At 70.8% G+C, this 20,788-nt stretch carries 18 protein-coding genes; 12 read left to right on the top strand and 6 right to left on the bottom strand.

All coding sequences use genetic code 11. The annotated features are described in order from the left end of the window. Nucleotides 1-131: 131 nt before the first annotated feature. The 3 genes from IEZ01_RS06680 to IEZ01_RS06670 all read right to left on the bottom strand — a co-directional run bounded on the left by IEZ01_RS06680 (nucleotide 132) and on the right by IEZ01_RS06670 (nucleotide 3,907). Nucleotides 132-1,490 (bottom strand): VanZ family protein, encoded by a 1,359-nt coding sequence (locus IEZ01_RS06680; protein WP_189200426.1) that lies wholly within the window; start codon nucleotides 1,488-1,490, stop codon nucleotides 132-134. 82 nt (nucleotides 1,491-1,572) lie between these two features. After that, nucleotides 1,573-1,983: a hypothetical protein gene (locus IEZ01_RS06675; RefSeq protein WP_189200424.1), complete on the bottom strand. Its 411-nt coding sequence runs from the start codon at nucleotides 1,981-1,983 to the stop codon at nucleotides 1,573-1,575. Between the two features lie 442 nt (nucleotides 1,984-2,425). Beyond that, complete coding sequence (locus IEZ01_RS06670) at nucleotides 2,426-3,907, bottom strand: S1C family serine protease (protein ID WP_189200422.1); 1,482 nt, start codon at nucleotides 3,905-3,907, stop codon at nucleotides 2,426-2,428. 237 nt (nucleotides 3,908-4,144) lie between these two features. Here IEZ01_RS06670 and IEZ01_RS06665 point away from each other — a divergent pair, with 237 nt between their 5' ends. The 3 genes from IEZ01_RS06665 (at nucleotide 4,145) to IEZ01_RS06655 (ending at nucleotide 7,002) form a co-directional block, all read left to right on the top strand. Further along, on the top strand, nucleotides 4,145-4,951 hold the full coding sequence (locus IEZ01_RS06665; protein ID WP_189200420.1) for a glycerophosphodiester phosphodiesterase: 807 nt from the start codon (nucleotides 4,145-4,147) through the stop codon (nucleotides 4,949-4,951). Nucleotides 4,952-5,041: 90 nt separating this feature from the next. Next, nucleotides 5,042-5,647, top strand: a complete 606-nt coding sequence (locus IEZ01_RS06660; RefSeq protein WP_078513338.1) for an ATP-binding protein — start codon at nucleotides 5,042-5,044, stop codon at nucleotides 5,645-5,647. Nucleotides 5,648-6,033: 386 nt separating this feature from the next. Further along, nucleotides 6,034-7,002 (top strand): DUF5926 family protein, encoded by a 969-nt coding sequence (locus IEZ01_RS06655; protein WP_019887767.1) that lies wholly within the window; start codon nucleotides 6,034-6,036, stop codon nucleotides 7,000-7,002. A gap of 261 nt (nucleotides 7,003-7,263) precedes the next feature. On the opposite strand, the gene IEZ01_RS06650 is transcribed toward IEZ01_RS06655, so the two are convergent. Together IEZ01_RS06650 and IEZ01_RS06645 are read right to left on the bottom strand one after the other, a co-directional pair. Continuing rightward, entirely contained in the window at nucleotides 7,264-7,851 is a 588-nt protein-coding gene (locus IEZ01_RS06650) for a hypothetical protein (protein ID WP_189200418.1), read from the bottom strand. Nucleotides 7,852-8,125: 274 nt separating this feature from the next. Further along, nucleotides 8,126-8,809: a bifunctional DNA primase/polymerase gene (locus IEZ01_RS06645; RefSeq protein WP_019887769.1), complete on the bottom strand. Its 684-nt coding sequence runs from the start codon at nucleotides 8,807-8,809 to the stop codon at nucleotides 8,126-8,128. Nucleotides 8,810-9,261: 452 nt separating this feature from the next. On the opposite strand from IEZ01_RS06645, the gene IEZ01_RS06640 reads away from it, so the two are divergent. Both IEZ01_RS06640 and IEZ01_RS06635 read left to right on the top strand, forming a co-directional pair. Next, entirely contained in the window at nucleotides 9,262-10,767 is a 1,506-nt protein-coding gene (locus tag IEZ01_RS06640; protein WP_078513339.1) for a PP2C family protein-serine/threonine phosphatase, read from the top strand. 125 nt (nucleotides 10,768-10,892) lie between these two features. Then, nucleotides 10,893-12,353: an aminopeptidase P family protein gene (locus IEZ01_RS06635; protein ID WP_189200416.1), complete on the top strand. Its 1,461-nt coding sequence runs from the start codon at nucleotides 10,893-10,895 to the stop codon at nucleotides 12,351-12,353. Between the two features lie 103 nt (nucleotides 12,354-12,456). On the opposite strand, the gene IEZ01_RS06630 is transcribed toward IEZ01_RS06635, so the two are convergent. Next, nucleotides 12,457-12,978 (bottom strand): ATP-binding protein, encoded by a 522-nt coding sequence (locus IEZ01_RS06630; RefSeq protein WP_019887772.1) that lies wholly within the window; start codon nucleotides 12,976-12,978, stop codon nucleotides 12,457-12,459. Nucleotides 12,979-13,184: 206 nt separating this feature from the next. Between IEZ01_RS06630 and IEZ01_RS06625 the strand changes: the two genes are divergently transcribed. From IEZ01_RS06625 to pheA, 7 genes are all read left to right on the top strand, one after another. Then, the gene (locus tag IEZ01_RS06625; RefSeq protein ID WP_189200414.1) at nucleotides 13,185-14,000 is read left to right on the top strand and encodes a hypothetical protein; all 816 of its coding nucleotides are present in this window, start codon (nucleotides 13,185-13,187) and stop codon (nucleotides 13,998-14,000) included. Between the two features lie 99 nt (nucleotides 14,001-14,099). Next, the gene (locus tag IEZ01_RS06620) at nucleotides 14,100-14,828 is read left to right on the top strand and encodes a YcnI family copper-binding membrane protein (protein ID WP_189200412.1); all 729 of its coding nucleotides are present in this window, start codon (nucleotides 14,100-14,102) and stop codon (nucleotides 14,826-14,828) included. Between the two features lie 50 nt (nucleotides 14,829-14,878). Then, on the top strand, nucleotides 14,879-15,574 hold the full coding sequence (locus IEZ01_RS06615; RefSeq protein WP_019887775.1) for an SCO family protein: 696 nt from the start codon (nucleotides 14,879-14,881) through the stop codon (nucleotides 15,572-15,574). Next, nucleotides 15,571-16,050 carry a copper chaperone PCu(A)C gene (locus IEZ01_RS06610; protein WP_019887776.1) on the top strand — a complete coding sequence of 160 codons (480 nt, stop codon included), beginning with the start codon at nucleotides 15,571-15,573 and terminating at the stop codon, nucleotides 16,048-16,050. The genes IEZ01_RS06615 and IEZ01_RS06610 overlap by 4 nt, the downstream gene beginning before the upstream one ends. A gap of 26 nt (nucleotides 16,051-16,076) precedes the next feature. Continuing rightward, nucleotides 16,077-18,044, top strand: coding sequence for a copper resistance CopC/CopD family protein (locus tag IEZ01_RS06605; RefSeq protein ID WP_189200410.1), 1,968 nt, complete (start codon nucleotides 16,077-16,079; stop codon nucleotides 18,042-18,044). A gap of 9 nt (nucleotides 18,045-18,053) precedes the next feature. Further along, entirely contained in the window at nucleotides 18,054-19,304 is a 1,251-nt protein-coding gene (gene efeB, locus IEZ01_RS06600; RefSeq protein ID WP_028797732.1) for an iron uptake transporter deferrochelatase/peroxidase subunit, read from the top strand. Nucleotides 19,305-19,336: 32 nt separating this feature from the next. Continuing rightward, complete coding sequence (gene pheA / locus IEZ01_RS06595) at nucleotides 19,337-20,272, top strand: prephenate dehydratase (protein ID WP_019887779.1); 936 nt, start codon at nucleotides 19,337-19,339, stop codon at nucleotides 20,270-20,272. The last annotated feature ends 516 nt before the right edge of the window (nucleotides 20,273-20,788 follow it).

Here is a 20,788-nt window from a genome sequence, read left to right as displayed (position 1 = left end):
CGAATTCCTACGTCGCCGAGGCATCCGGCACACCATCCCGGAGAAGACCGTGAGGTTCCCCCGAGATGCGGAAATACTCTCTCATCAACCCGTATCCGTCCCAGAAAGCCGATCGCAGACTTCAGGGACCGTTACCCTCTCGCAACAGGAGGCTGGCCGCCAGCCGGAGCTTCTACCGCGTTCCGGACGTCACCTGAAGTGGCATCCACCGTGGCCGACAGCAACGTGTCACCTCTGCGGGCTGCCAGACGCCAGTGGACTCGCCACTCGTCTCCGTGCCGCTCGACCAGGTAGACGGGCTTTTCACGCTGGCTCTGGCCGGGCTTGAGCTGATGACTGGTTTCGAACTTCTTCCATGCCACGTCCTCACTAATGACGGCCTGGGGGAGCGTGGGGTCATCGACATGTCGGGCGATGAGGTCGGTCATGCGGCCAGACGGTTCGATCAGGATGTCCAGGCGCATCGGCATGAGAAGCTTGCCCTGCCAGCGGCGCCATTCGACGACCCAGCCGAGGTCCTTCGCACTTGAATCAACCGGCCAGACCTTGACGTTCGAGTCGAGCAGCGCCCAGGGCGCATAGCGCTGAGCGAAGACGGTTGCTACAGAGCGGGCCTCCTCCGCCGTGCGCACTGGGCGGCTGCCCCCCGGAATCCAGTAGGCGTGCGTTCCCTCACCCTGACCAGTCGGCGTGAAGTGGACCGTAAGCTTCTCGCGATCCGGCCAGGTCAACTCGGCAAAGCCCCCTGGCAGAGGCGCGTTGATCGTGCTGGGGCCGCCAATGTTGTTGTGGACGTTCGCCTTGTCGACGGTGTAGGTGCCGTTGAACGCCTCCTTGAGTGCCGTGTTGAGCGCCTGAACGTGCTGCGCGCTCGCCGTAGGCGCCTCTGTGGGCAGAACAGCGCGCACCGGCTCAATAGCCGTGGCCCACGTCAAGGCGATGAGCAACGAGGTAGCGACGCCGGAGATGGCAGCACGCCGGACCACGATCTGATCAAGAGGCTTGCCGTTGTTGACTCTGCGGCCTATGAGGGCTCCCATGGCTGCGCCTATGAGGACGCCAACAGTGTTGGTGAACAGATCGTCGGTGTCACAGAGACGGGTGATGAAGAGGAGAGTGGCCTGGGCGGTCTCCACCGTCGCGGTGAACAGAACACCGCCTAGGGCACCAAACAACGGCCGTCGGGTAGCCAGGACCGCGAACAGGCCGAAAGGGGCGAAGAGGAGGACGTTGAGTTGCCCCTGCGTCGTCGTCAACGCCTCGGTCACAGCGGGGTTGATGCTGCACTGGTAGGTGAGGATCCCGCTCCCGCCCCAGGTCGTGAGAAAGATGGGCCCGATGGTCGAGGAGGCCCACAACCCGTAGAGAGCCCCGCGTGCACGACCAAGGCGCCGGGCGGTAGCGAGGCCCACGGCAGCACCGACGACGAGGGTCACGGAGATGGCGAACGCGAGAAAGGCGAGATGGTCCTGAAAGACGGCTTTGATCACTTAAGGTGCCTGTTCGTAGGAAGGGCCCGCATCGACCCCAGCGGGCTAGGAGCGATGCAGGCCCTGGCAGCGTGCCGGCCCTTTAGCAGGGCTGGGCGGCTGGCGTCGTGTAGGTAGCGCCACCACTGGTGTAGAGCTTGCCGATGATTGCGCTGCAGCTCGCGGTGAGCCCCGTGGACTGTTCGTAGTGGAAGGGCACACTGTTCATGTTCTGGAACCCCCACCAGTTGTTGGCACTGTGGCGCTCATAGCCAAGCTTTGCCGTGAGGGCACCGCCGCCCGTGCGGTAGTAGTTCACCTTGATGTAGTTGCCCGTATTGGTGGTGTAGGCGGACAGGATGCCGTTGGACATCTTGGTGCACCGGCCCCCCTTGGTGATCCAGCCGTCACTGGGGCATGAGGTCGCACCACCCGCGTATGCCGGAACCGTGCCCAGGCCGAGCATCGCGGCCGCGGTTGCACCGATGACAGCCGCACGTATACCAGAACTCACGAGAGTCTCTTTCGCTAGTTGATCAAGAAGCAAACTCTCTGATCTTACGTTCGTCTTGGCATTCACCAGCACATGACTATCAGTCAAAGTTGCTGCTCAGTCACACTAGTGGGGTGGGCCGGGCGCTGGGATTGCTGCCGATTCGGGGAACTCCAGACCGCCCCCGGGTGGCCACGAGCTGGCCACACACACTGATCCACCCTGCAGCCAGGTGGGACACCGCGGACAGCCGGACACGTCGAAGGGGCTGCCGATCTGCTCGGCAGCCCCTCTCAAGTGCAGCTTTCCCAGCTGCGGAATGTTCGCGCGGTCGACCCGAATCCGACGGCGAACCTGATCACGGTTTTCAAGACCGTTCCCATAGGCCGCTCGGGCAACCCACCCCGCTCCACCCCCTGTCGGGGTGACGCGGGGACAGCCTATCCGGTCATGTGGTGGGTGGTCAGCTGTCGCCCTTGCGCTGGCCCAGGGTGACGTCGACCGTGGATTCCTTGCCGCCGCGCTCGTAGGTCAGCTTGACCGTGTCGCCCGGCTTGTGGGTCCAGATCTCGCTGATCAGGGTCGGGCCGCTGTCGATCTGCTTGTCGCCGAAGCGGACGATGACGTCGCCCGGCTTCAGACCGGCCTTCGCCGCCGGGCCGCCGGCCGGGACCGACGGTGTGCCGCCCGCGCCCTGGTCGGCGATGGTGGCGCCGGCGCCCTTGTCCGTCATGTTCACCGTCGCGCCGATGACCGGGTACACCGGCTGTCCCGTCTTGATCAGCTGCTCGGCGACGTTCTTCGCCTGGTTCACCGGGATCGCGAAGCCAAGACCGATCGAGCCCGCCTGCGACTGGCCGAAGCCGTTGCCCGCCGACTGGATCGCGGAGTTGATGCCGATGACCGCACCGCGCGCGTTGAGCAGCGGACCGCCGGAGTTGCCCGGGTTGATCGAGGCGTCGGTCTGCAGGGCGCTCATGTACGAGTTCTTGGCGCCGGAGCCGTCACCGGAGGCGACCGGGCGGTTCTTGGCGCTGATGATGCCCGTGGTGACCGTGTTGGACAGGCCGAAGGGGGCGCCGATCGCGATCGTCGCGTCGCCGACGGCCACCTTGTCGGAGTCGCCGAGCGGCAGCGGGGCCAGACCTGCGGGCGCCTTCTTCAGCTTCAGCACGGCGACGTCGTAGCCCTGGGCCCGGCCGATGACCTCCGCGTCGTACGTCTTGCCGTCGGAGAAGGTCGCCGAGAGCGTGCCGCCCTCCGCCGCCGAGGCCACCACGTGGTTGTTGGTGAGGATGTGGCCTTCCTTGTCGTAGACGAAGCCGGTGCCGGTGCCCGTACCGCCCTCGCCCTCGCCGTCGGCGCCACCGGACTTCGCCTTGATCGTGACCACGCTCGGCAGCGCCTGGTGGGCGACGCCGGCGACCGTACCGGGGTCGCGCTTGAAGTCGGCCGGGGAGTCTCCGGAGGAGACCGTGGTCGAACTGATCGCGTTGTCGCCACGCTCGGCGGCCCAGTAGCCGATGCCGCCGCCGACGCCGCCCGCGACCAGTGCGGCCGCGAGAACGGCCGCGACCAGCCCGCCGCGGCGGCCCGGGGACGGGGGAGCCGCGGCGGTGTGGGGCGCGCCCCACACGGGGCCCCCGGCGCCGCCTGCGGCGTACGCGGGCTGTGCGGGCGGGGGCGGCGGCCAGCCTTCGCCGCCCTGGGTGTGCGGAGCGGGGGGTGTCACCGGCATCGGCGCAGTGGCGGGCTCCTCGGCCCCGGAGGCCGCCACCGGCCCGGCAGGATCCGCGGACTCGACCGGAGCGGCGGGCGCCGACGGCGCGGGCGAGGCGGGAGGCGCCGGGGGGACGGCGGGGGCGGCAGGGACGGGAGGTGCAGGCGGTGCGGACGGGGCAGTCGGGTCCGCCGGAACCGCCGTGCCCTCGTTCTCGGTGCTCACAGCTCTCTCTCCTCGGTTCACTGCACAGGTTGTCGCACTGGTCGTCGTGCGGGTCGCCGTACGGGCGTCGCACTGGTCGACGGACAGTGATGACGGAAGTCTCGTCTGCGGTCAGCTTTTCCCACTGGCCGTCAGGCCACTGTAAGCGGGAGCTGTGCGTCCGGACCTCATTCCTTATATCCGACAGAACGGACACCTCCGTAGGGGTGTCCCATCCGCCAATGGCACCATGACGCCGTGACCCACGCACGGCAGCACACGATTCAAGTCGTCGCCCACCGAGGCGCCTCCGAGGACGCGCCGGAACACACCCTTGCCGCGTACATGAAAGCGATCGAGGACGGCGCCGACGCCCTCGAGTGCGATGTGCGGCTCACGGCCGACGGTCATCTCGTCTGTGTCCACGACCGCCGCGTCAACCGTACGTCCAACGGCCGTGGAGCCGTCTCCGCGCTGGAGCTCGCCGATCTCGCCGCGCTGGACTTCGGCACCTGGAAGGGGCGCGAGGACTCCAGCGAGAGCCCGGACCGGGGGGACCCGGAGCTCACCTCCGTACTGACCCTGGAGCGGCTCCTGGAGCTGGTGGCCGACGCCGGCCGCCGCGTCGAGCTGGCCATCGAGACCAAGCACCCGACCCGCTGGGCCGGACAGGTGGAGGAGAAGCTGCTCCAGCAGCTGAAGCGGTTCAATCTCGCCGACCCCGCGCCGGGCAGCTCGCCGGTCCGCGTCATGAGCTTCTCCGCGCGTTCGCTGCACCGGATCGCGGCGGCGTCGCCCACCCTGCCCACGGTCTACCTGGCCCAGTTCGTCACCCCGAGACTGCGTGACGCGAGGCTGCCGGCCGGTGCCCGGATCGCCGGCCCCTCGATGCGGATCGTCCGTCACCATCCCGCGCTGATCCTCCGCCTCCAGCAGGCCGGCCACCAGGTCCATGTATGGACCGTGGACGAACCGGAAGACGTGGAGCTCTGCTCCCGGCTCGGCGTCGAGGCGATCATCACGAACCGGCCGAAGCAGGTCCTCACCCAGCTGGGACGCCTGTAACACTCGCCAACCCTCGCCCACGGCGTCACACCCGCCCCTCTGGTAACAGGGTGTGCCCCGGCGCGTTCGGACCGTATTCGATCGTCACGAGTGCGTCACCGGAGGCGTACTGGCCGGTTTCCGGTCCAGTCCATTGGGGCATCCACACCGTGGCGTGGGGCGAAGGAGGTCTCGGGGGTGGCGTTGGTGGTGGCACAGGAGGTGCCCACGTCGTCGAGCATGGCCGTACCCCATGGCCCTGCGGGCGTGGGTGAGGCAAGACACCGTATGCGGGAGCAGCTGCGCCGCAGCGGCATGTCCGAATCGGTCGTCGACGACGCGGTACTGATCCTTTCCGAACTGCTCAGCAATGCCTGCCGGCACGGCAGGCCGCTGGGCCGGGCCGATGTGGGCGACGGCGACATCCGTGCCGCCTGGCGGCTGGACAAGCGGGGCGGCCTGACGGTCGAGGTGACGGACGGAGGCGGCCCGACCCGCCCTGTTCCGGCCACACCCTCGGTCACCGCGCGCGGTGGCCGCGGGCTGAACATCATCAGCGCGCTCGCCCAGGACTGGGGCGTACGGGACGGCGCGGCCGGCGAGGTCACGGTCTGGGTGGTCGTGACGGAAGGGCACCGCCGCGACGATTTTGCTACGCGCGTCACCGGCCCGGGGTTCGAGTTCCTGGACACCTACGACGATCCGTACGAGAGCTGAGGCGGGGGCGCGAACAGGTGGGACCGGCGCATGCGGCCCTGCGGGGCCGGATCCCGGCCCGCCCGACCGCGGCCCGGCTGCTCGGAGCAAGGCCCGGCGTTTCGGCGACCCCCGAAGGCCCTCGGTCCCCCAGCGCCCGCGCCCCGGCGCACCACGCACCCTCGGCCCGGCCCGGTCCGCCGAGCGCCCGCCGCCCCCGGGTGGAACCCGGACCCGGCACCCGGCCCGACCGGCCCAGCCCGGTCCACCCGGCACCCGGCCCCGCCTCCGCCGCTCCCCGCACCATCCGCACCCCAGCCATCGGCTCGTACGCCGACCGGCGACCGCTCCCTACGGCTAGGCTCGCGCCCGACACAGCACTGTCGTAATCGGGAGAAAGCCACACCATGGCCAAGAAGCGCCCCCAGACCAAGGCCGGGAAGCCGCAGCTCAAGGACGGCGAGATCGCCGTGGTGGGTGCCCGCGAACCCTGCCCGTGCGGCTCGGGCCGCCGCTACAAGGCGTGCCACGGCCGGGAGGCCGCCCACGCCGTGACCGAGCTGGTGCAGCGCCCCTTCGAGGGGCTGCCTGGCGAGTGCGACTGGGTCGCGCTCCGCGAGCTGGTGCCCGCCGCGACCGCCGAGCTGTCCCTGAAGGGCGGGCTCCCGGAGGGCGTGCCGTCGGTGACGCTCGCCACCGTCCTGCCGATGGCCTGGCCCGCGCTGCGCCGCGACGACGGTTCCGTCCTGCTCGCGCTGCAGAACGACACCTCCTCCGGCGACCTCAGCCGTGACCTCGCGGACACCCTCACGCGCGCGCTGACCGCCGAGCCCGGCACGCCCGTCGCCGCGCAGCGGGCGGCCGCCGACGGTCCGCGGCTGCAGGATCTGCTGGACAAGGAGGCCGGTTTCGCGCCGACCGTCCACTCCGGGTTCGAGTTCTGGATCCCGGAGTCGGCGGAGAACTCCACCCCCGAGGTGGCCGCTTCGCTGGAGCGGGCCAACGCCGCCGCGATCCCCACGGTCAAGCTGTCCTCCGTGGACTCCGCGTACTGGTGCGAGACCCCGGAGAAGAACCACCTGCGCTGGGTCATGCCGCACGCCGAGGAGCGGCTTCTCGACGCGCTCGCGCGGCTGCACGCCGCCGGTACGTCGTCGCTGGGCGAGGGGACCCGTCTCGTCGGCTCCTTCCGGGCGCACGGGCTGATGGTGCCGGTGTGGGACCTGCCGACCGGGATGGGCGCGGAGGAGTGCGAGAAGCCGGCGGCCGAGTTCGCCGAGCGGCTCGCCACCGCGCTCGCCTCGGACGCGCCGCTGACCGCGGAGGAGCGCCGGGCGCGCGGCGGCCTCACCAACCGCCAGGTGACGCTGAGCTGAGTCGCCGCGTCACGCCGCGCCGGCCCGCCCGGACAGGGGGTCGCGCGGCGGAGGCGGAGGGTCGCGGACGATCACTGACAGACCAGCCGGTCGGTGACTTCCGCCACAACTCCCCTTCCGTGGCTCAAATTCCTGTCCGAATATCCGAGATCGAATTTGCGAACAGCAGATCTCTTGTTACCGTTCTAGAAGCCCGGTCGCTGGTGCATCCCCCGTCGCCAGCGACCGGGCGTTCGCGTTTCCGGGCATCGCCCGAATATGTCAACTCACCTCGGCGTCCACACCGTTGCTTCCCACCCTCAGCAGCAGCGGAGTCTCCGCCCCTTCGCCGGCTCCGGCGAACTCGGCGACCGCCGTATAGGCCTCGGGCCGCCCCTGGGACCGCTCGCGTGGCGTCTCGCAGACGCCCGGCTCGTCCCCCGCCGCCACCGCGCACTGCGTCTGCACCGTGCGCCCGCCGGGCCCCATCAGAGTCAGTACGGCTGTGAGCGCCTCGCCCGTCGCGTTGCGGAAGTACGTACGCCCCCACGTGTCGCCCGACCCCGTCATGACGCAGGTCTGCGCCTCGATCCCGTCCGGCGAGGTGAGTTCGGGGCCGCAGCGGCTGGAGCGGGCGGCCGCGGCGGCGGGCCCTTCCGACGCGCCGGCGGCCGGGGCGGACGCCCCGGGTCGGGGCGCGCCGATCATCCCGAGCAGCCCCGGGTCCTGTGAGGATCCGGGGCGGGAGTCGGCGTCAGGGGCTCCGCCGGGCGGGTTCCCGGCCTGCCCGGCGGAGGCGGCCAGCGGAACGCAGGCGGCGATCACGACGGCGGCCCCGAGTCCGATCATGCGGATCGTGCGGACATTCATCGTGGCCCCACCTGCCAAACCTGCAACTGCCCGGGAATTCATGACGACAGGCCGACGATAACGGCGGATTGCGGGCGGCCGGTGAGCCCCGCGCCCAATTCCCGTACAACTCGCTCCCGGTCACACCCGTACGAGTGATCTGCCAGATGAATATCCCCATCGGGGATACTCACTCCTCCTCGCCATGGCGATAGGCGAGGACGGAAGGCCGCGACAACCCTGCGGCAGGGAGATCACACGGAGATCGACAGGCGGGTCGAGGCGAGAGCGGGGATCAGTACGCGAGCCGGCTGCCGCCGCCCGGTGCGCTGGTGCTCGCCTCGACCAGCGCGTCCACCACCGCCTCGACGTCCGGCAGCCAGGGGGTCGCCGATCCGGCGAGCGGGGCGCGCTCCCAGCGGACCTGTCCGGTCCCGACGACCGAGGGCGGCAGCACCAGATATCCGCCCTCGCCGTGGAAGCGGAGCGAACTGGGCACGCTGTCCTTCGCGTAGAGCAGTTCGCCGAGCTGTTCCAGGCTGTACGGGGCGACCAGCAGCGACCAGCGGGTCGGCGTCGCCACCACCGGGCCGAGCCGCATGCCCATCCGGTCGAGCGCGGCAAGCGCCCGCGCGCCGGCGACGGCGGGCAGGCTGACCGCGCACGGGGCGCGGCCTCCGGTGGCGAGCAGAAGGGGCGCGTCCGGCCGGTTGGACCACCACCATCGGACCAGGCGCTCGTCGGTGGAGGCGGCGAGGAGTCCGGGGTCGAAGGGGTGCGCGCCGGGGACGACGCACTCGGGGTCGGGGCAGGCGCAGCCGCGCCCGCGGTCGCCACGGCCGCCGGCCGCCGTCAGTCCCACGCCGGGGAGTACGGGCCAGTGCCACTCGGTGGCGCAGGTGAGGGCGGCGCCGAGCTGGGCAGACCTCCCCTTGCGCCGGAACCGGAGCCTGCGTCGCCTTCCGAGGATCTCGCGCATGAGCGCTCGTTCCTTTCCGTTGAACGCCGAGGGTCCACATCACATCACGTGTGCGTTGCTTCACTGTGCGTGCAAAACGGCGCGTCATCGCCCCTTCGGCGGGGCGTCGAGCTCGGGCCCGAGCGTGGGCTCAGGGGCTCTCGTCCATTAAACGCATGGCGAGGGGTGGCGCGCGCCTGGCGCTTACCGACCCGCTGAACTTTCCTCGCCACTCGGGATGGTCACTTCGGATGGGGCGCGGCCGTCGGCGACTAAGACGCCGGGGCCCTTCGCCAGGTTCCGGGGCCGTACCAACCGCCCCTGGCCATCACCGTGTACGTACCCATCCCGATCGGAATGACGCGCTTTCAATCGCCGTCAGTCGACCGCAAATAGCGGGCATAGGGTGCATTTTTCAGCCAACTTCGTTACCGGTCACACACCCCACAGACACCGCAAGTCCCGCGAGGACAATGCTGGACATCGCCTCACTTGTGCGTGTACATGTGGATGCATCGATAGCGGCGCAGAATGACATGGGGGTTTGCGATGCTATTGCACGAAACGCACCGGTCGGAAAGCCGACCGGTATGAGCGCCCCTCACCTGCCGAAAGTGGCCGGAATCGATTCAACGGTTCCGGCCCCCACGCACACTGCGACGCCCTTGCCGGGCGTCCCGGCCGCGGCCGCCCCGCCCGGAGCGCTGCTCCAGGACCGGCTGGCCGGCTGGGTCTCCGACCTCACCACCCTCCATGAACTGACCGAGCGCCTTGCCAGGACCGCGTCGCTGGACGAGGCCCTGAACGAGGTGCTGCGCGCCGGAGCCGCCCTGGTGGGCGCCCGCCGGGGCATGGCCGTCCTCGAACCGGCCGACGGGCACGGCCCGGTCACCACGATCGGCCTCGGCCTCGCCCACGCCGACCTCGGCACGATCGAGACCGTGCCGCGCAGCGCCACCTCCTACGGCCGCATCCTCGAGGGCCTGCCCGATCCGGTCGCCGTACCCGGCCCGATCGCCGTCCCCGACCTCCTCGGCGACACCGAACTCGACCCACGCCACCGCGAGGTGGCCGCCCGCCTCGGCTACGCCGCCAGCTACGCCCTGCCGCTCGCCACCGAGGCCGCGGGCAGACTCGGCGCCCTGGTCTGGCTCTACGACGAACCGGCCGAACCGATCGAGCGCCAGCGCCATCTGGTGGGTCTTTACGGGCGCTACGCCACCGAACATCTCGCCCGTCTCCTCGAACTGGAACGGGCCCGCGCCACGGTCACCACCGTCGCCGAGGAACTGCTGCCCAGCCGGCTGCCGAGGGTGCCGGGCGTACAGCTCGCCGCCCGGCACCACTGCGGTCCGCAGGGCGGCGGCGACTGGTACGACGCCCTGCCGCTGCCCGAGGCCGCTCTCGGCCTCGCCGTCGGCTCCGTCTCCGGCTCCGGGCCCAGCGCGCTCGCCGCGATGGGACGGCTCAGGGCCAGCCTGCGCGCGTACGCCGTGATGGAGGGCGAGGACCCCGTCGCCGTCCTCTCCGACCTGGAGCTGCTGCTGCGGCTCACCGAGCCCGCCCGCTCGGCCACCGCGCTCTTCGCGTACGCCGAACCGGCCGCGCGCAAGATCGTGCTCGCCGGGGCGGGGCACACTCCGCCGCTGATCATCGGCGAGCGCCGCACCGAGTTCGTCGAGACGTCCTTGTCGGCCCCTCTCGGCATGCTGTCCTGCTGGGAGGCACCGAGCGTGGAGATCTCGACCACACCCGGAGAAACGGTCTTGCTCTACACGGACGGGCTTCTGCGCCGTACCGGCGACCCCATGGACCGGGCCTTCGCGCGGCTGCACGCGGCGGCGGTCGGCGTGCCCAAGGCCGACCGCGGCGATCCCGGCGCCATCGCGGACCACATCCTGCGGACGGTCCTGCCGGAGGGCCTGGACAGCGCCGACGACGGAGAGGACGTCGTCCTGCTCGCGGCACGTTTCGACTGAGGGACCGGCAGAAGAGCCGGGTGAATTCCGACGATCTTGGTAACGGGTCTTTGGGCCCTGGGACCCCTTCCGCGCGACCGTACGATGGAAGGGGTTCAGTGTCGTACCAACAAGGAGGCGGACCCGTGGCCGAAGAGCTCACCCCGGCAACCCCGGAAGAGACCGAAGAGCCGATCAAGCAGCGCAAGAACGGGCTGTACCGGGAAGTGTCGGACGAGCTCGCCGAGAACATGAAGTCCGGCTGGGCCGACACCGAGCTGACCGGCCTCGCGCCGATCGCGCAGGCCGAGCACACCGCCGCCCGCCGCGCCGCGCTCTCCGCGCGCTTCCCGGGCGAGCGTCTGGTGATCCCCGCGGGCAACCTGAAGACCCGGTCCAACGACACCGAGTACAGCTTCCGCGCCTCCACCGAGTACGCCTACCTGACCGGCGACCAGACGCAGGACGGCGTCCTGGTCCTGGAGCCGACCGCCGGCGGCCACAGGGCGACGATCTACCTGCTGCCGCGCTCCAACCGCGAGAACGGCGAGTTCTGGCTCGACGGCCAGGGCGAGCTGTGGGTCGGCCGGCGCCACTCGCTGGCCGAGGCCGAGCAGCTGCTCGGCATCCCCGCCAAGGACGTCCGCGAGCTGCCCGCCGCGCTCCAGGAGGCCACCGGTCCGGTCCGCAACGTCCGCGGCCACGACGCGGCCATCGAGGCGGCGCTCACCGACAAGGTGACCGCCGAGCGCGACGAAGAGCTGCGTGTGTACCTCTCCGAGGCGCGCCTGGTGAAGGACGCGTTTGAGATCGCGGAGCTGCAGAAGGCCTGCGATTCGACCGCCCGCGGCTTCGAGGACGTCGTCAAGGTCCTGGACAAGGCCGAGGCGACCAGCGAGCGCTACATCGAAGGAACGTTCTTCCTGCGCGCCCGCGTCGAGGGCAACGACATCGGCTACGGCTCCATCTGCGCCGCCGGCCCGCACGCCACCACCCTGCACTGGGTCCGCAACGACGGCGCCGTCCGTTCCGGCGAACTGCTGCTGCTCGACGCCGGCGTGGAGACCACCGAGCTCTACACCGCCGACGTCACCCGCACGCTGCCCATCAACGGCCGCTTCAACGAGATCCAGCGCAGGATCTACGACGCCGTGTACGAGGCCCAGGAGGCCGGCATCGCGGCGGTGAAGCCGGGCGCCGACTACCGCGACTTCCACGACGCCGCGCAGCGCGTGCTCGCGGAGAAGCTCGTCGAGTGGGGCCTGCTCGGCGACCTCGACGTGGAGAAGGTCCTGGAGCTCGGCCTCCAGCGCCGCTGGACCCTGCACGGCACCGGCCACATGCTCGGCATGGACGTCCACGACTGCGCGGCCGCGCGCACCGCGTCGTACGTCGACGCCACCCTGGAGCCGGGCATGTGCCTGACCGTCGAGCCGGGGCTGTACTTCCAGGCGGACGACCTGACCGTGCCGGAGGAGTACCGCGGCATCGGCGTCCGGATCGAGGACGACATCCTGGTCACCGAGGACGGCAACCGGAACCTCTCCGCCTCGCTGCCCCGTCAGGCCGACGAGGTCGAGGCGTGGATGGCGCGGCTCAAGGGCTGACCGCTCAAGGGCCGACCTCCGGCCCCACGCTCACGCCGGACGGCCCCCGTCGCGACGAGGGCCGTCTCCGTGCCGGGCGCTCAGGCAGCTCGGAGGACGGGGCTCAGGTCAGGGCGAGCGGCGCGTCCGGGCGCCATTTGACGATCTTGTCGAAGCTGACCACCGCGCCGCTCCGGCCGCCCGCGCGGTTCCCGAAGTGCACATGGTCGGCGAGTTCCTCGATCAGCCGCAGGCCTCGGCCGTGCTCGGCGGTGTCCGGCACGGATGGGCGGCTCACACGCGCCTCACGCGTCGTGGAGGCACCGGCCGCCGCACCCGTCGCGACCGCCCCGGAGGGCTCGTACGGCTCGCCGGGCGGGAAGCCGGGACCCGAGTCCGCGACCTCGATCCGGCAGGTCTCCCCGTCGAGGTAGGCGGTCACGCGATACGCCTCCGACGCCTGGTCCGGTGCCGCGCCGCCGCCGTGCTCAACCGCGTTGGCACAGGCCTCGCTCAGCGCGACCGACAGGTCGTAGGAGACGTCCGGATCGACGCCCGCGGTCTCCATCGTGCCGAGGAGAAGACGGCGAGCCAGCGGCACACTGGCCGCCTCACGCCGCAGATGGAGAGACCACCAGATGCTCATGCTCCAGCCTCCCGGGCCCCCGCTCGACATACCCCTACGTATTGCCGCTCCTTGGGACATGTAAGCCACCGGCCGACAACACAGCGCCCGTTCGGCGGGTACACACCTTCCCTCGTGCCGGTGTATGTCGGGCCTCTGACATCAAACGGTGATCTTCCGGACCTGCCGTGTGGACGGTATAAGCGCAGTGCGATGATGGCCCCGCCATGTCTGCGCCCTCGTCGATCGCACGCGCCGGAGCCGGTTCACGGCTTCTGAGGGCCGCGGTGTTCACCGCGGTCTGCGTCGTGCTGTCCGCGCTGGGACATGTGCTCGCCGCCTGTGCGACGGTCCCCTGGTGGACGCTGCTGCTCGGCTTCGCCGGGGTCTTCGCGCTCACCGCGCCGTTCGCCGGCCGCGAGCGGTCCCTGCCGGTGATCACCACGGCGCTGGCCGTCGGACAGCTCGCCCTGCACGCCGTGTTCGGACTCGGCCAGCGCCACCTCGGTATGAACGCGGGACAGGCGACCGACGACGCGCTGATCCGGATGGCCACCAAGCTGGTCTGCGGGGCGGGCGCCGCCTCGCTCACCCCGGCCGACGCCAGCCGCATCATCGCCGACTCCGGCCTCGACCCGGCGACCGCCACCGCGACCGCGACGGGCGGCCACGAGCATCTCGTACCGGCCGCGCGCGCCGCCGAGTCCGCGTCGCTGTTCCCGAGCCTGTCCATGGTGCTCGGCCATCTGCTCGCCGCCCTGGCCACCGGCTGGCTGCTGCGCCGCGGTGACCTGGCCCTCGGCCGGCTCGCCACGCTGTCCGGCCAGGGCGCCACCGAGATCGCGGAGGGGGCGCTCGTACGGGCCCTGCGCTCCGCCCTCTCCTACCTACGCGCCCTGCTCGCCGGACTCCCCGGCACGCCGGCCACCGGCCCGCGGCCGCCCCGGCCCCGCCGGGACGTCTCACCCCCGCCGCTCGCGGGGGCACTCCAGCACACGGTGATCCGGCGCGGTCCGCCCGCCGTGTGCGTCCTCGCAGCCTGACGCGGCCCACTCGACGGGAGTGGGGCCGCCGTGTCCGTGTGCACGCATGCGCCGTGCGCGCCGGGCGCCTCCCCTTACTGCTTCCTGGAGTGTTCTCACATGAACGTCTCGCGTTTCGCGGTCGCCGGCGGCGTCGCCGTCTCCTCCGTCCTGCTGCTCTCCGGCACCGCCTTCGCCCATGTCGGCGTGCAGCCGCAGGGCGAGGCCGCCAAGGGTGGTTACGCCACCGTCAACGTGAAGGTCCCCAACGAGCGCGACAACGCCTCCACCGTCAAGGTCGAGATCAACTTCCCGGCCGATCACCCGCTCGCGTCCGTGATGCCGCAGCCGGTCCCGGGCTGGAACCCCACGGTCACCAAGACCAAGCTCGCCAAGCCGCTGGAGATGCACGGCAAGAAGATCACCGAGGCCGTCTCCAAGGTCACCTGGACCGCCGCCGGTTCGAAGATCGGCCCGGGGCAGTTCCAGCAGTTCCCGCTCTCGCTGGGGCGCCTGCCCGAGAGCACCGACAAGCTGGTGCTCAAGGCCGTCCAGACGTACGACAACAACGAGGTCGTCCGCTGGATCGAGGAGCCCAAGGAAGGCGCGGCGGAGCCCGAGCACCCGGCGCCCGTACTCACGCTGTCCGAGGCCGGCGACGACCACCACGGCGGCGGCAAGAGCGACGACAAGGCCGGCCACAAGGCCGACGGCCACGACGACAAGCAGACCGAGGCCGCCGGTGCGTCCTCCGACACCACGGCCCGCGTCCTCGGCGTCGTCGGCATCGTCGTCGGTGCCGCGGGTGTCGCCTTCGGCGTCCTCGCCGGCCGCCGCCGCTCGGCCTGACCGGGCCGCGCCAGCCCACCACCTTCGAGAGTCTTCGAGAGAGATCCCTCATGCACACCCTGAAGCGCGCCGAGCGGCCCCGCCGCACCCGGCGCACTCCGCTGGTCGCGGCGGCCCTCGCCGCCGCGGCCGCGCTCACCCTGTCCGCCTGCGGCGGCGGTGACGACACGGCCAAGAGCGTGGTCACCGACGTCTCCGGGAACAGCGACAGCGCCAAGCCGGGCACCGTACTGGACCGGCCGTTCGAGAAGCCCGACCTCGTCCTCACGGACACCAAGGGCAAGCCGTACGACTTCAAGGCGATGACCAAGGGCAAGCCGACGCTGATCTACTTCGGCTACACGCACTGCCCGGACGTCTGCCCGCTCACGATGAGCAACATCGCCATCGCCAAGAAGAAGCTCCCCAAGGCAGATCAGGACAGGCTCCAGGTCGTCTTCGTCACCACCGACCCCGAACGGGACACCTCCGCCGAACTCGGCAAGTGGCTGCCCGCGGCGGGTGACCCGTCCTTCACCGGACTCACCGGACCGTTCGCCAAGATCCAGGCCGGCGCGCGCCAGCTGGGCATCGGCATCGACCCGGCGAAGAAGGAGAAGGACGGCTCGGTCGTCTCCATGCACGGCGCACAGGTGATCGCCTTCTCGCCCAAGACCGACCAGGGCTACGTCCTGTACGGCGAGGACACCACCGCCGAGGAGTACACCAAGGACCTGCCGAAGATCATCAAGGGGGAGAACCCGTGAACCGCCGCACCACCCGTACCGCCACCCGTACCCTCGCCGCCTCCATAGCCCTGGCCTCAGGGCTTGCCCTGACCGGCTGTTCGTCCGACGGCGACGCCAAGGACGGCAAGCCGCAGCTGAAGGTGAGCGGCGCGTTCATGCCGCAGCCCGTGATGGACATGGCGGGCGGGTTCCTCGTCATCAAGAACGACAGCGGTACGGCGGACAAGCTCACCTCGGTGAGCAGCCCGCTCTCCGACGACGTACAGATCCACGAGACGAAGGACCAGAAGATGCGGCAGGTGAAGTCGTTCGACATCCCTGCCAACGGGGAGCTGAAGCTCGAACGCGGCGGCAACCACATCATGTTCATGAAGATCAAGCAGAAGCCGAAGCAGGGCGACAAGGTGAGTGTCGAGCTGCGCTTCGAGAAGTCCGGCCCGATCAAGGTCGAGCTTCCCGTCGAGGCTCCGAACCACAACCCGAAGCAGCACTGAGCTACTTGAGGGACTGACACGACACCATGACAGCCACCGCCCCGCGCTTCGGAACCACCCTGGCCCGGCTCCTGCTCGTCGCGGCCACGCTCCTCGGCGCGCTGCTCGCCGGAGCCTCTCCCGCGTCCGCGCACGCCGCGCTGACCGGGAGCGACCCGAAGGACGGGGCGGTGGTCGCCACGGCCCCCAAGTCCGTCAGCCTCACCTTCTCCGAACAGGTCGCCCTCGGCGACGACGCCATCCGCGTGCTGGACCCGAGCGGCAAGCGCGTCGACACGGGCGAGCTGCACGACCTGTGCAGCGGATCGGTCGTCAAATACGCGGTGGGGCTGCACTCCGGGCTGCCGGACGGCACGTACACCGTCGCCTGGCACCTGGTCTCCGCCGACAGCCACCCCATCTCCGGCGCGTTCACCTTCTCGATCGGCGCACCGTCCAAGACCTCCGTCGCGCTGCCCGCGGACCCGGCGGGCGGCGGCCTGGTCGGCGCGCTGTACGGGATCGCGCGCTACCTCTCGTACGCGGGTTTCGTCGTCCTCGTCGGCGGCGCCGCGTTCCTGCTCGCCTGCTGGCCGCGGGGCGCGGGCGTACGGCCGCTGCAACGGCTCGTCGTGCAGGGGTGGGTGGTACTCACCGCCGCCACACTGGCGATGCTGCTGCTGCGTCATCCGTACACCGGGTCCGGGAACCTCGGCGACGCCTTCGACCTCGGCGGCCTCAAGACGGTCCTGGAGACCAAGACCGGGGCCGCCCTGATCTCCCGGCTGCTGCTGCTCGGCGCCGCCGCCCTCTTCGTCGCCGTCCTCTTCGGTGCGTACACGCGCCGCGAGGACGAGCAGGAGAAGAAGGACCTCACCTTCGGGCTCGCCATCGGCGGCACGGTCGTCGCCGGGGGCATCGCCGGCACGTGGGCGCTGTCCGAGCACGCCTCCACCGGCATCCAGCCCGGGATCGCCATGCCGGTCGACATCCTGCATCTGCTGGCGGTGGCGGCCTGGCTGGGCGGGCTGACCGCGCTGCTCGTGGCGCTGTACCGGGCGCCGGTGCCGGGCGTCGAGCGGGCGGCCGTACGGCGGTTCTCGACGGTCGCCTTCTGGTCGGTGGTCGTCCTCGCCGCCACCGGCCTCTACCAGTCCTGGCGCCAGGTCGGCTCCTGGTCGGCCCTGACCGGCACCGCGTACGGGCAGCTGCTGCTGCTCAAGGTGGCCCTGGTCGCCGTGCTCGTGGGGGTCGCCTGGTTCTCGCGGCGGTGGACGGCGCGGCTGGCGGAGACGGCCGCCCCGGAGACGGCCGACGCGGGCCCGGAGGCCCTCGACTCGGCCCCGGACGCGGATACGGACAGCTCCGGCCCGGACGCCGACGCCGACTCCACCCCTGGCTCCGAGTCGGCCGACGACCAGCAGTCGGCCGACCCCGAGCGGGCCGCGCAGCTCGCCCGGCAGAAGGCCGCCATGGCGACGGCCCGTAAGAAGCGGGTACGGGACGCGGACCCCCAGCGGGCGGGGCTGCGGCGCTCGGTGCTCACCGAGGCCGCCGTCGCCGTCGTCCTGCTGGCGGTGACGACCGTGCTGACCTCGACCGAACCGGGCCGTACGGAGGAAGAGGCCGGCCGGTCCCAGTCCACCGCCGCGGGCTCGCCCGCCGTGCCCGACCGGCCCGTCGACATCCGGCTGCCCTTCGACACCGGCGGCCAGGACGGCAAAGGGACCGTACGGCTCAGCCTCGACCCGGGCCGCTCCGGCGCGAACGCCCTGCATGTCTTCGTCGAACGGCCCAACGGACGCCCGCTGGACGTCCCCGAGCTGAAGGTCTCCTTCACCCTGACGGCCAAGGAGATCGGCCCACTGCCGGCCGCGCCGGACCGGATCGCCACCGGCCACTGGAGCGCCAACGGCGTGCAGATCCCGATGCCGGGCGAGTGGCTCATCCAGGTCACCGTGCGGACCTCGGACATCGACCAGACCACCATCGAAAAGACCGTGAAGATCGGCTGACGTACGACCGTGACTGAGAACCTTGAAATCTCCCGGCGCCGGATGCTCGGCACCGTGGGCGCGGCAGGCGCCGCGGGCCTCGCCCTGGGTGCGGCGAGCGGCGCCGGTGTGTACGCGGCGGCGGCCGGACCGTCCGCCGACGGCACCGCCCTGACCAGCGTCGGCTCCACCGAGGCGATGTTTCACGGGAAACATCAAGCGGGGATCACCACTCCGCTTCAGGCCCGGGGCCATCTGCTCGCCTTCGACCTGGCGCCGGGGGCGGGCCGCAAGGAGGCCACCGCGCTGCTGCGCCGCTGGTCGGCGACGGCGAGGGCGCTGATGGCGGGCAAGCCCGCGGACGGCGGACAGGACACCGGGATCGCGCTGGACGCGGGCCCGTCCTCGCTGACCGTCACCTTCGGCTTCGGCCACTCCTTCTTCGGCCGTACGGGCCTGACCGCGCGCCGCCCGACCGAGCTGGACGCGCTGCCGGCCTTCTCCGCCGACGCCCTGGACCCCAAACGCTCCAACGGCGATCTGTGGATACAGATCGGCTCGGACGACGCCCTGGTCGCCTTCCACGCGCTGCGCGCGCTGCAGAAGGACGCGGGTGACGCGGCCCGGGTGCGCTGGCAGATGAACGGATTCAACCGTTCGCCGGGCGCCACCGCCCGGCCGATGACCGCCCGGAACCTGATGGGCCAGGTCGACGGCACCGGCAACCCGAAGCCGTCCGAGCCGGACTTCGACCGGCGGATCTTCGTCCCGGACGGCGCGTCCGGTCCGCAGGCCTGGATGGCCGGGGGCTCGTACGCGGTCGTGCGGCGCATCCGGATGCTCCTGGACGACTGGGAGAAGCTGCCGCTGGAGAAGCAGGAGCGGGTCATCGGGCGGCGCAAGTCGGACGGCGCCCCGCTGACGGGCGGCTCGGAGACCACCGAGCTCGATCTGAACAAGATGGGCCCGGACGGAAAGCTGGTCATTCCGGACAACGCCCATGCCCGGATCTCCGCCCCCGAGCAGAACGGCGGCGCGGCGATGCTGCGGCGGCCGTTCTCCTTCCACGACGGCATCGCCCCGGACGGGACGCCGGACGCGGGGCTGCTCTTCATCTGCTGGCAGGCGGACCCGCTCAAGGGCTTCGTACCCGTGCAGCGCAAGCTCGACCGGGGCGACGCGCTGTCGCCGTTCCTGCGCCACGAGGCGAGCGGCCTCTTCGCGGTCCCGGGCGGCCCGGCGGAGGGCGAGTACGTGGGGCAGCGTCTGCTGGAGTCGTGAGGCGGGTGTGCGGCGGGCGTTAGGGTGACGGTATGTCGGCCACCCGCTACACCTATCTCGGTCCTGAGGGCACCTTCACGGAGGCGGCCCTGCGCACGCTCCCGGAAGCCGCGACCCGCGAGCTCATTCCGATGGTCTCCGTACCGGCGGCGCTGGACGCCGTACGGAACGGGGAGGCCGCGGCCGCGCTCGTGCCGATCGAGAACTCGGTGGAGGGCGGGGTCACCGCGACCCTCGACGAACTGGCCTCCGGCGAGCCGCTGATGATCTACCGCGAGGTGGTCCTGCCGATCGCCTTCGCGCTGCTCGTACGGCCCGGCACGAAGATGTCCGAGATCAAGACGGTCACCGGCCATCCGGTCGCGCAGCCGCAGGTGCGCAACTGGCTCCGCAAGCACCTGCCGGACGCCTTGTGGGAGTCGGCCGCGTCCAACGCGGACGGGGCGCGGCTGGTCCAGGAGGGCCGGTTCGACGCCGCCTTCGCGGGCGAGTTCGCGGCGGCGACGTACGGCCTGGAGCCGCTGGTCACCGAGATCCATGACGCGCAGAACGCGGCGACGCGGTTCGTCCTGGTCGGCCGGCCGGCCCGGCCGGCGGCGCCCACGGGCGCGGACAAGACGTCGGTCGTGCTGTGGCTGGGCGACGACCATCCCGGTGCGCTGCTCGAACTGCTCCAGGAGTTCGCGGTGCGGGGCGTCAACCTGATGCTCATCCAGTCGCGGCCGACGGGCGCGGGCATCGGCAACTACTGCTTCGCCGTTGACGCGGAGGGCCATGTCTCCGACCGCCGGGTCGGCGAGGCGCTGATGGGTCTGAAGCGGATCTGTCCGAAGGTGCGGTTCCTCGGGTCCTATCCGCGGGCCGGGGTGGCGGTGGAGGACGTACGGCCGCTGCGGGCAGGAACGTCGGACGAGGAGTTCACGGCGGCGTCGGACTGGCTGGCGCGGGCCCAGGACGGCCGGGCGTAGGACGTCAGGCTGCCAACTTCCAGGTTTCCTGGGTCTCTGGGCCGGCGACTATCCCCAGGCTCTCAGCCAGTCCTACCAGCATATTTTCCGTTACCCACAGGGGTTATCCACAGGCCTGCTTCTCGACCTGGGGACAAGTCGACAACACAAGCCGACACAGTCGACAAATCACCCTCAGCGCCCCAGTTCCCTCCACATGGCGGTACGTCGCCGCACGTCACCTCAATTCCATCGATCAACTCTTTAGAGCGAGGAATTCCCACCCGAATGAGGGTGTGGGCGAGGTTTGACCGGGGAATCCTTTGCCCCATTCACGGCTTTGGGAATGATCCTTTCCGGAGTCCACAGATCTTCCCCACAGCCTGTGGATAACTCTGCGGAGGTGTGCATTTCTGTGGACAGCAGCGCGCCCGACCAGGCGGCACAGGCCCCGCCGGGTCAAGATCGATCCACCCCTCTGTCCCCTTTCAGGGAATAGCGCCCCTTTCATTGACGCCACCGGCGGCCGGTTTTCGG

This window comes from Streptomyces purpureus (genome assembly GCF_014648195.1).
GTDB lineage: Bacteria > Actinomycetota > Actinomycetes > Streptomycetales > Streptomycetaceae > Streptomyces > Streptomyces purpureus.
This window is presented reverse-complemented; position numbering and strand designations above follow the sequence as displayed.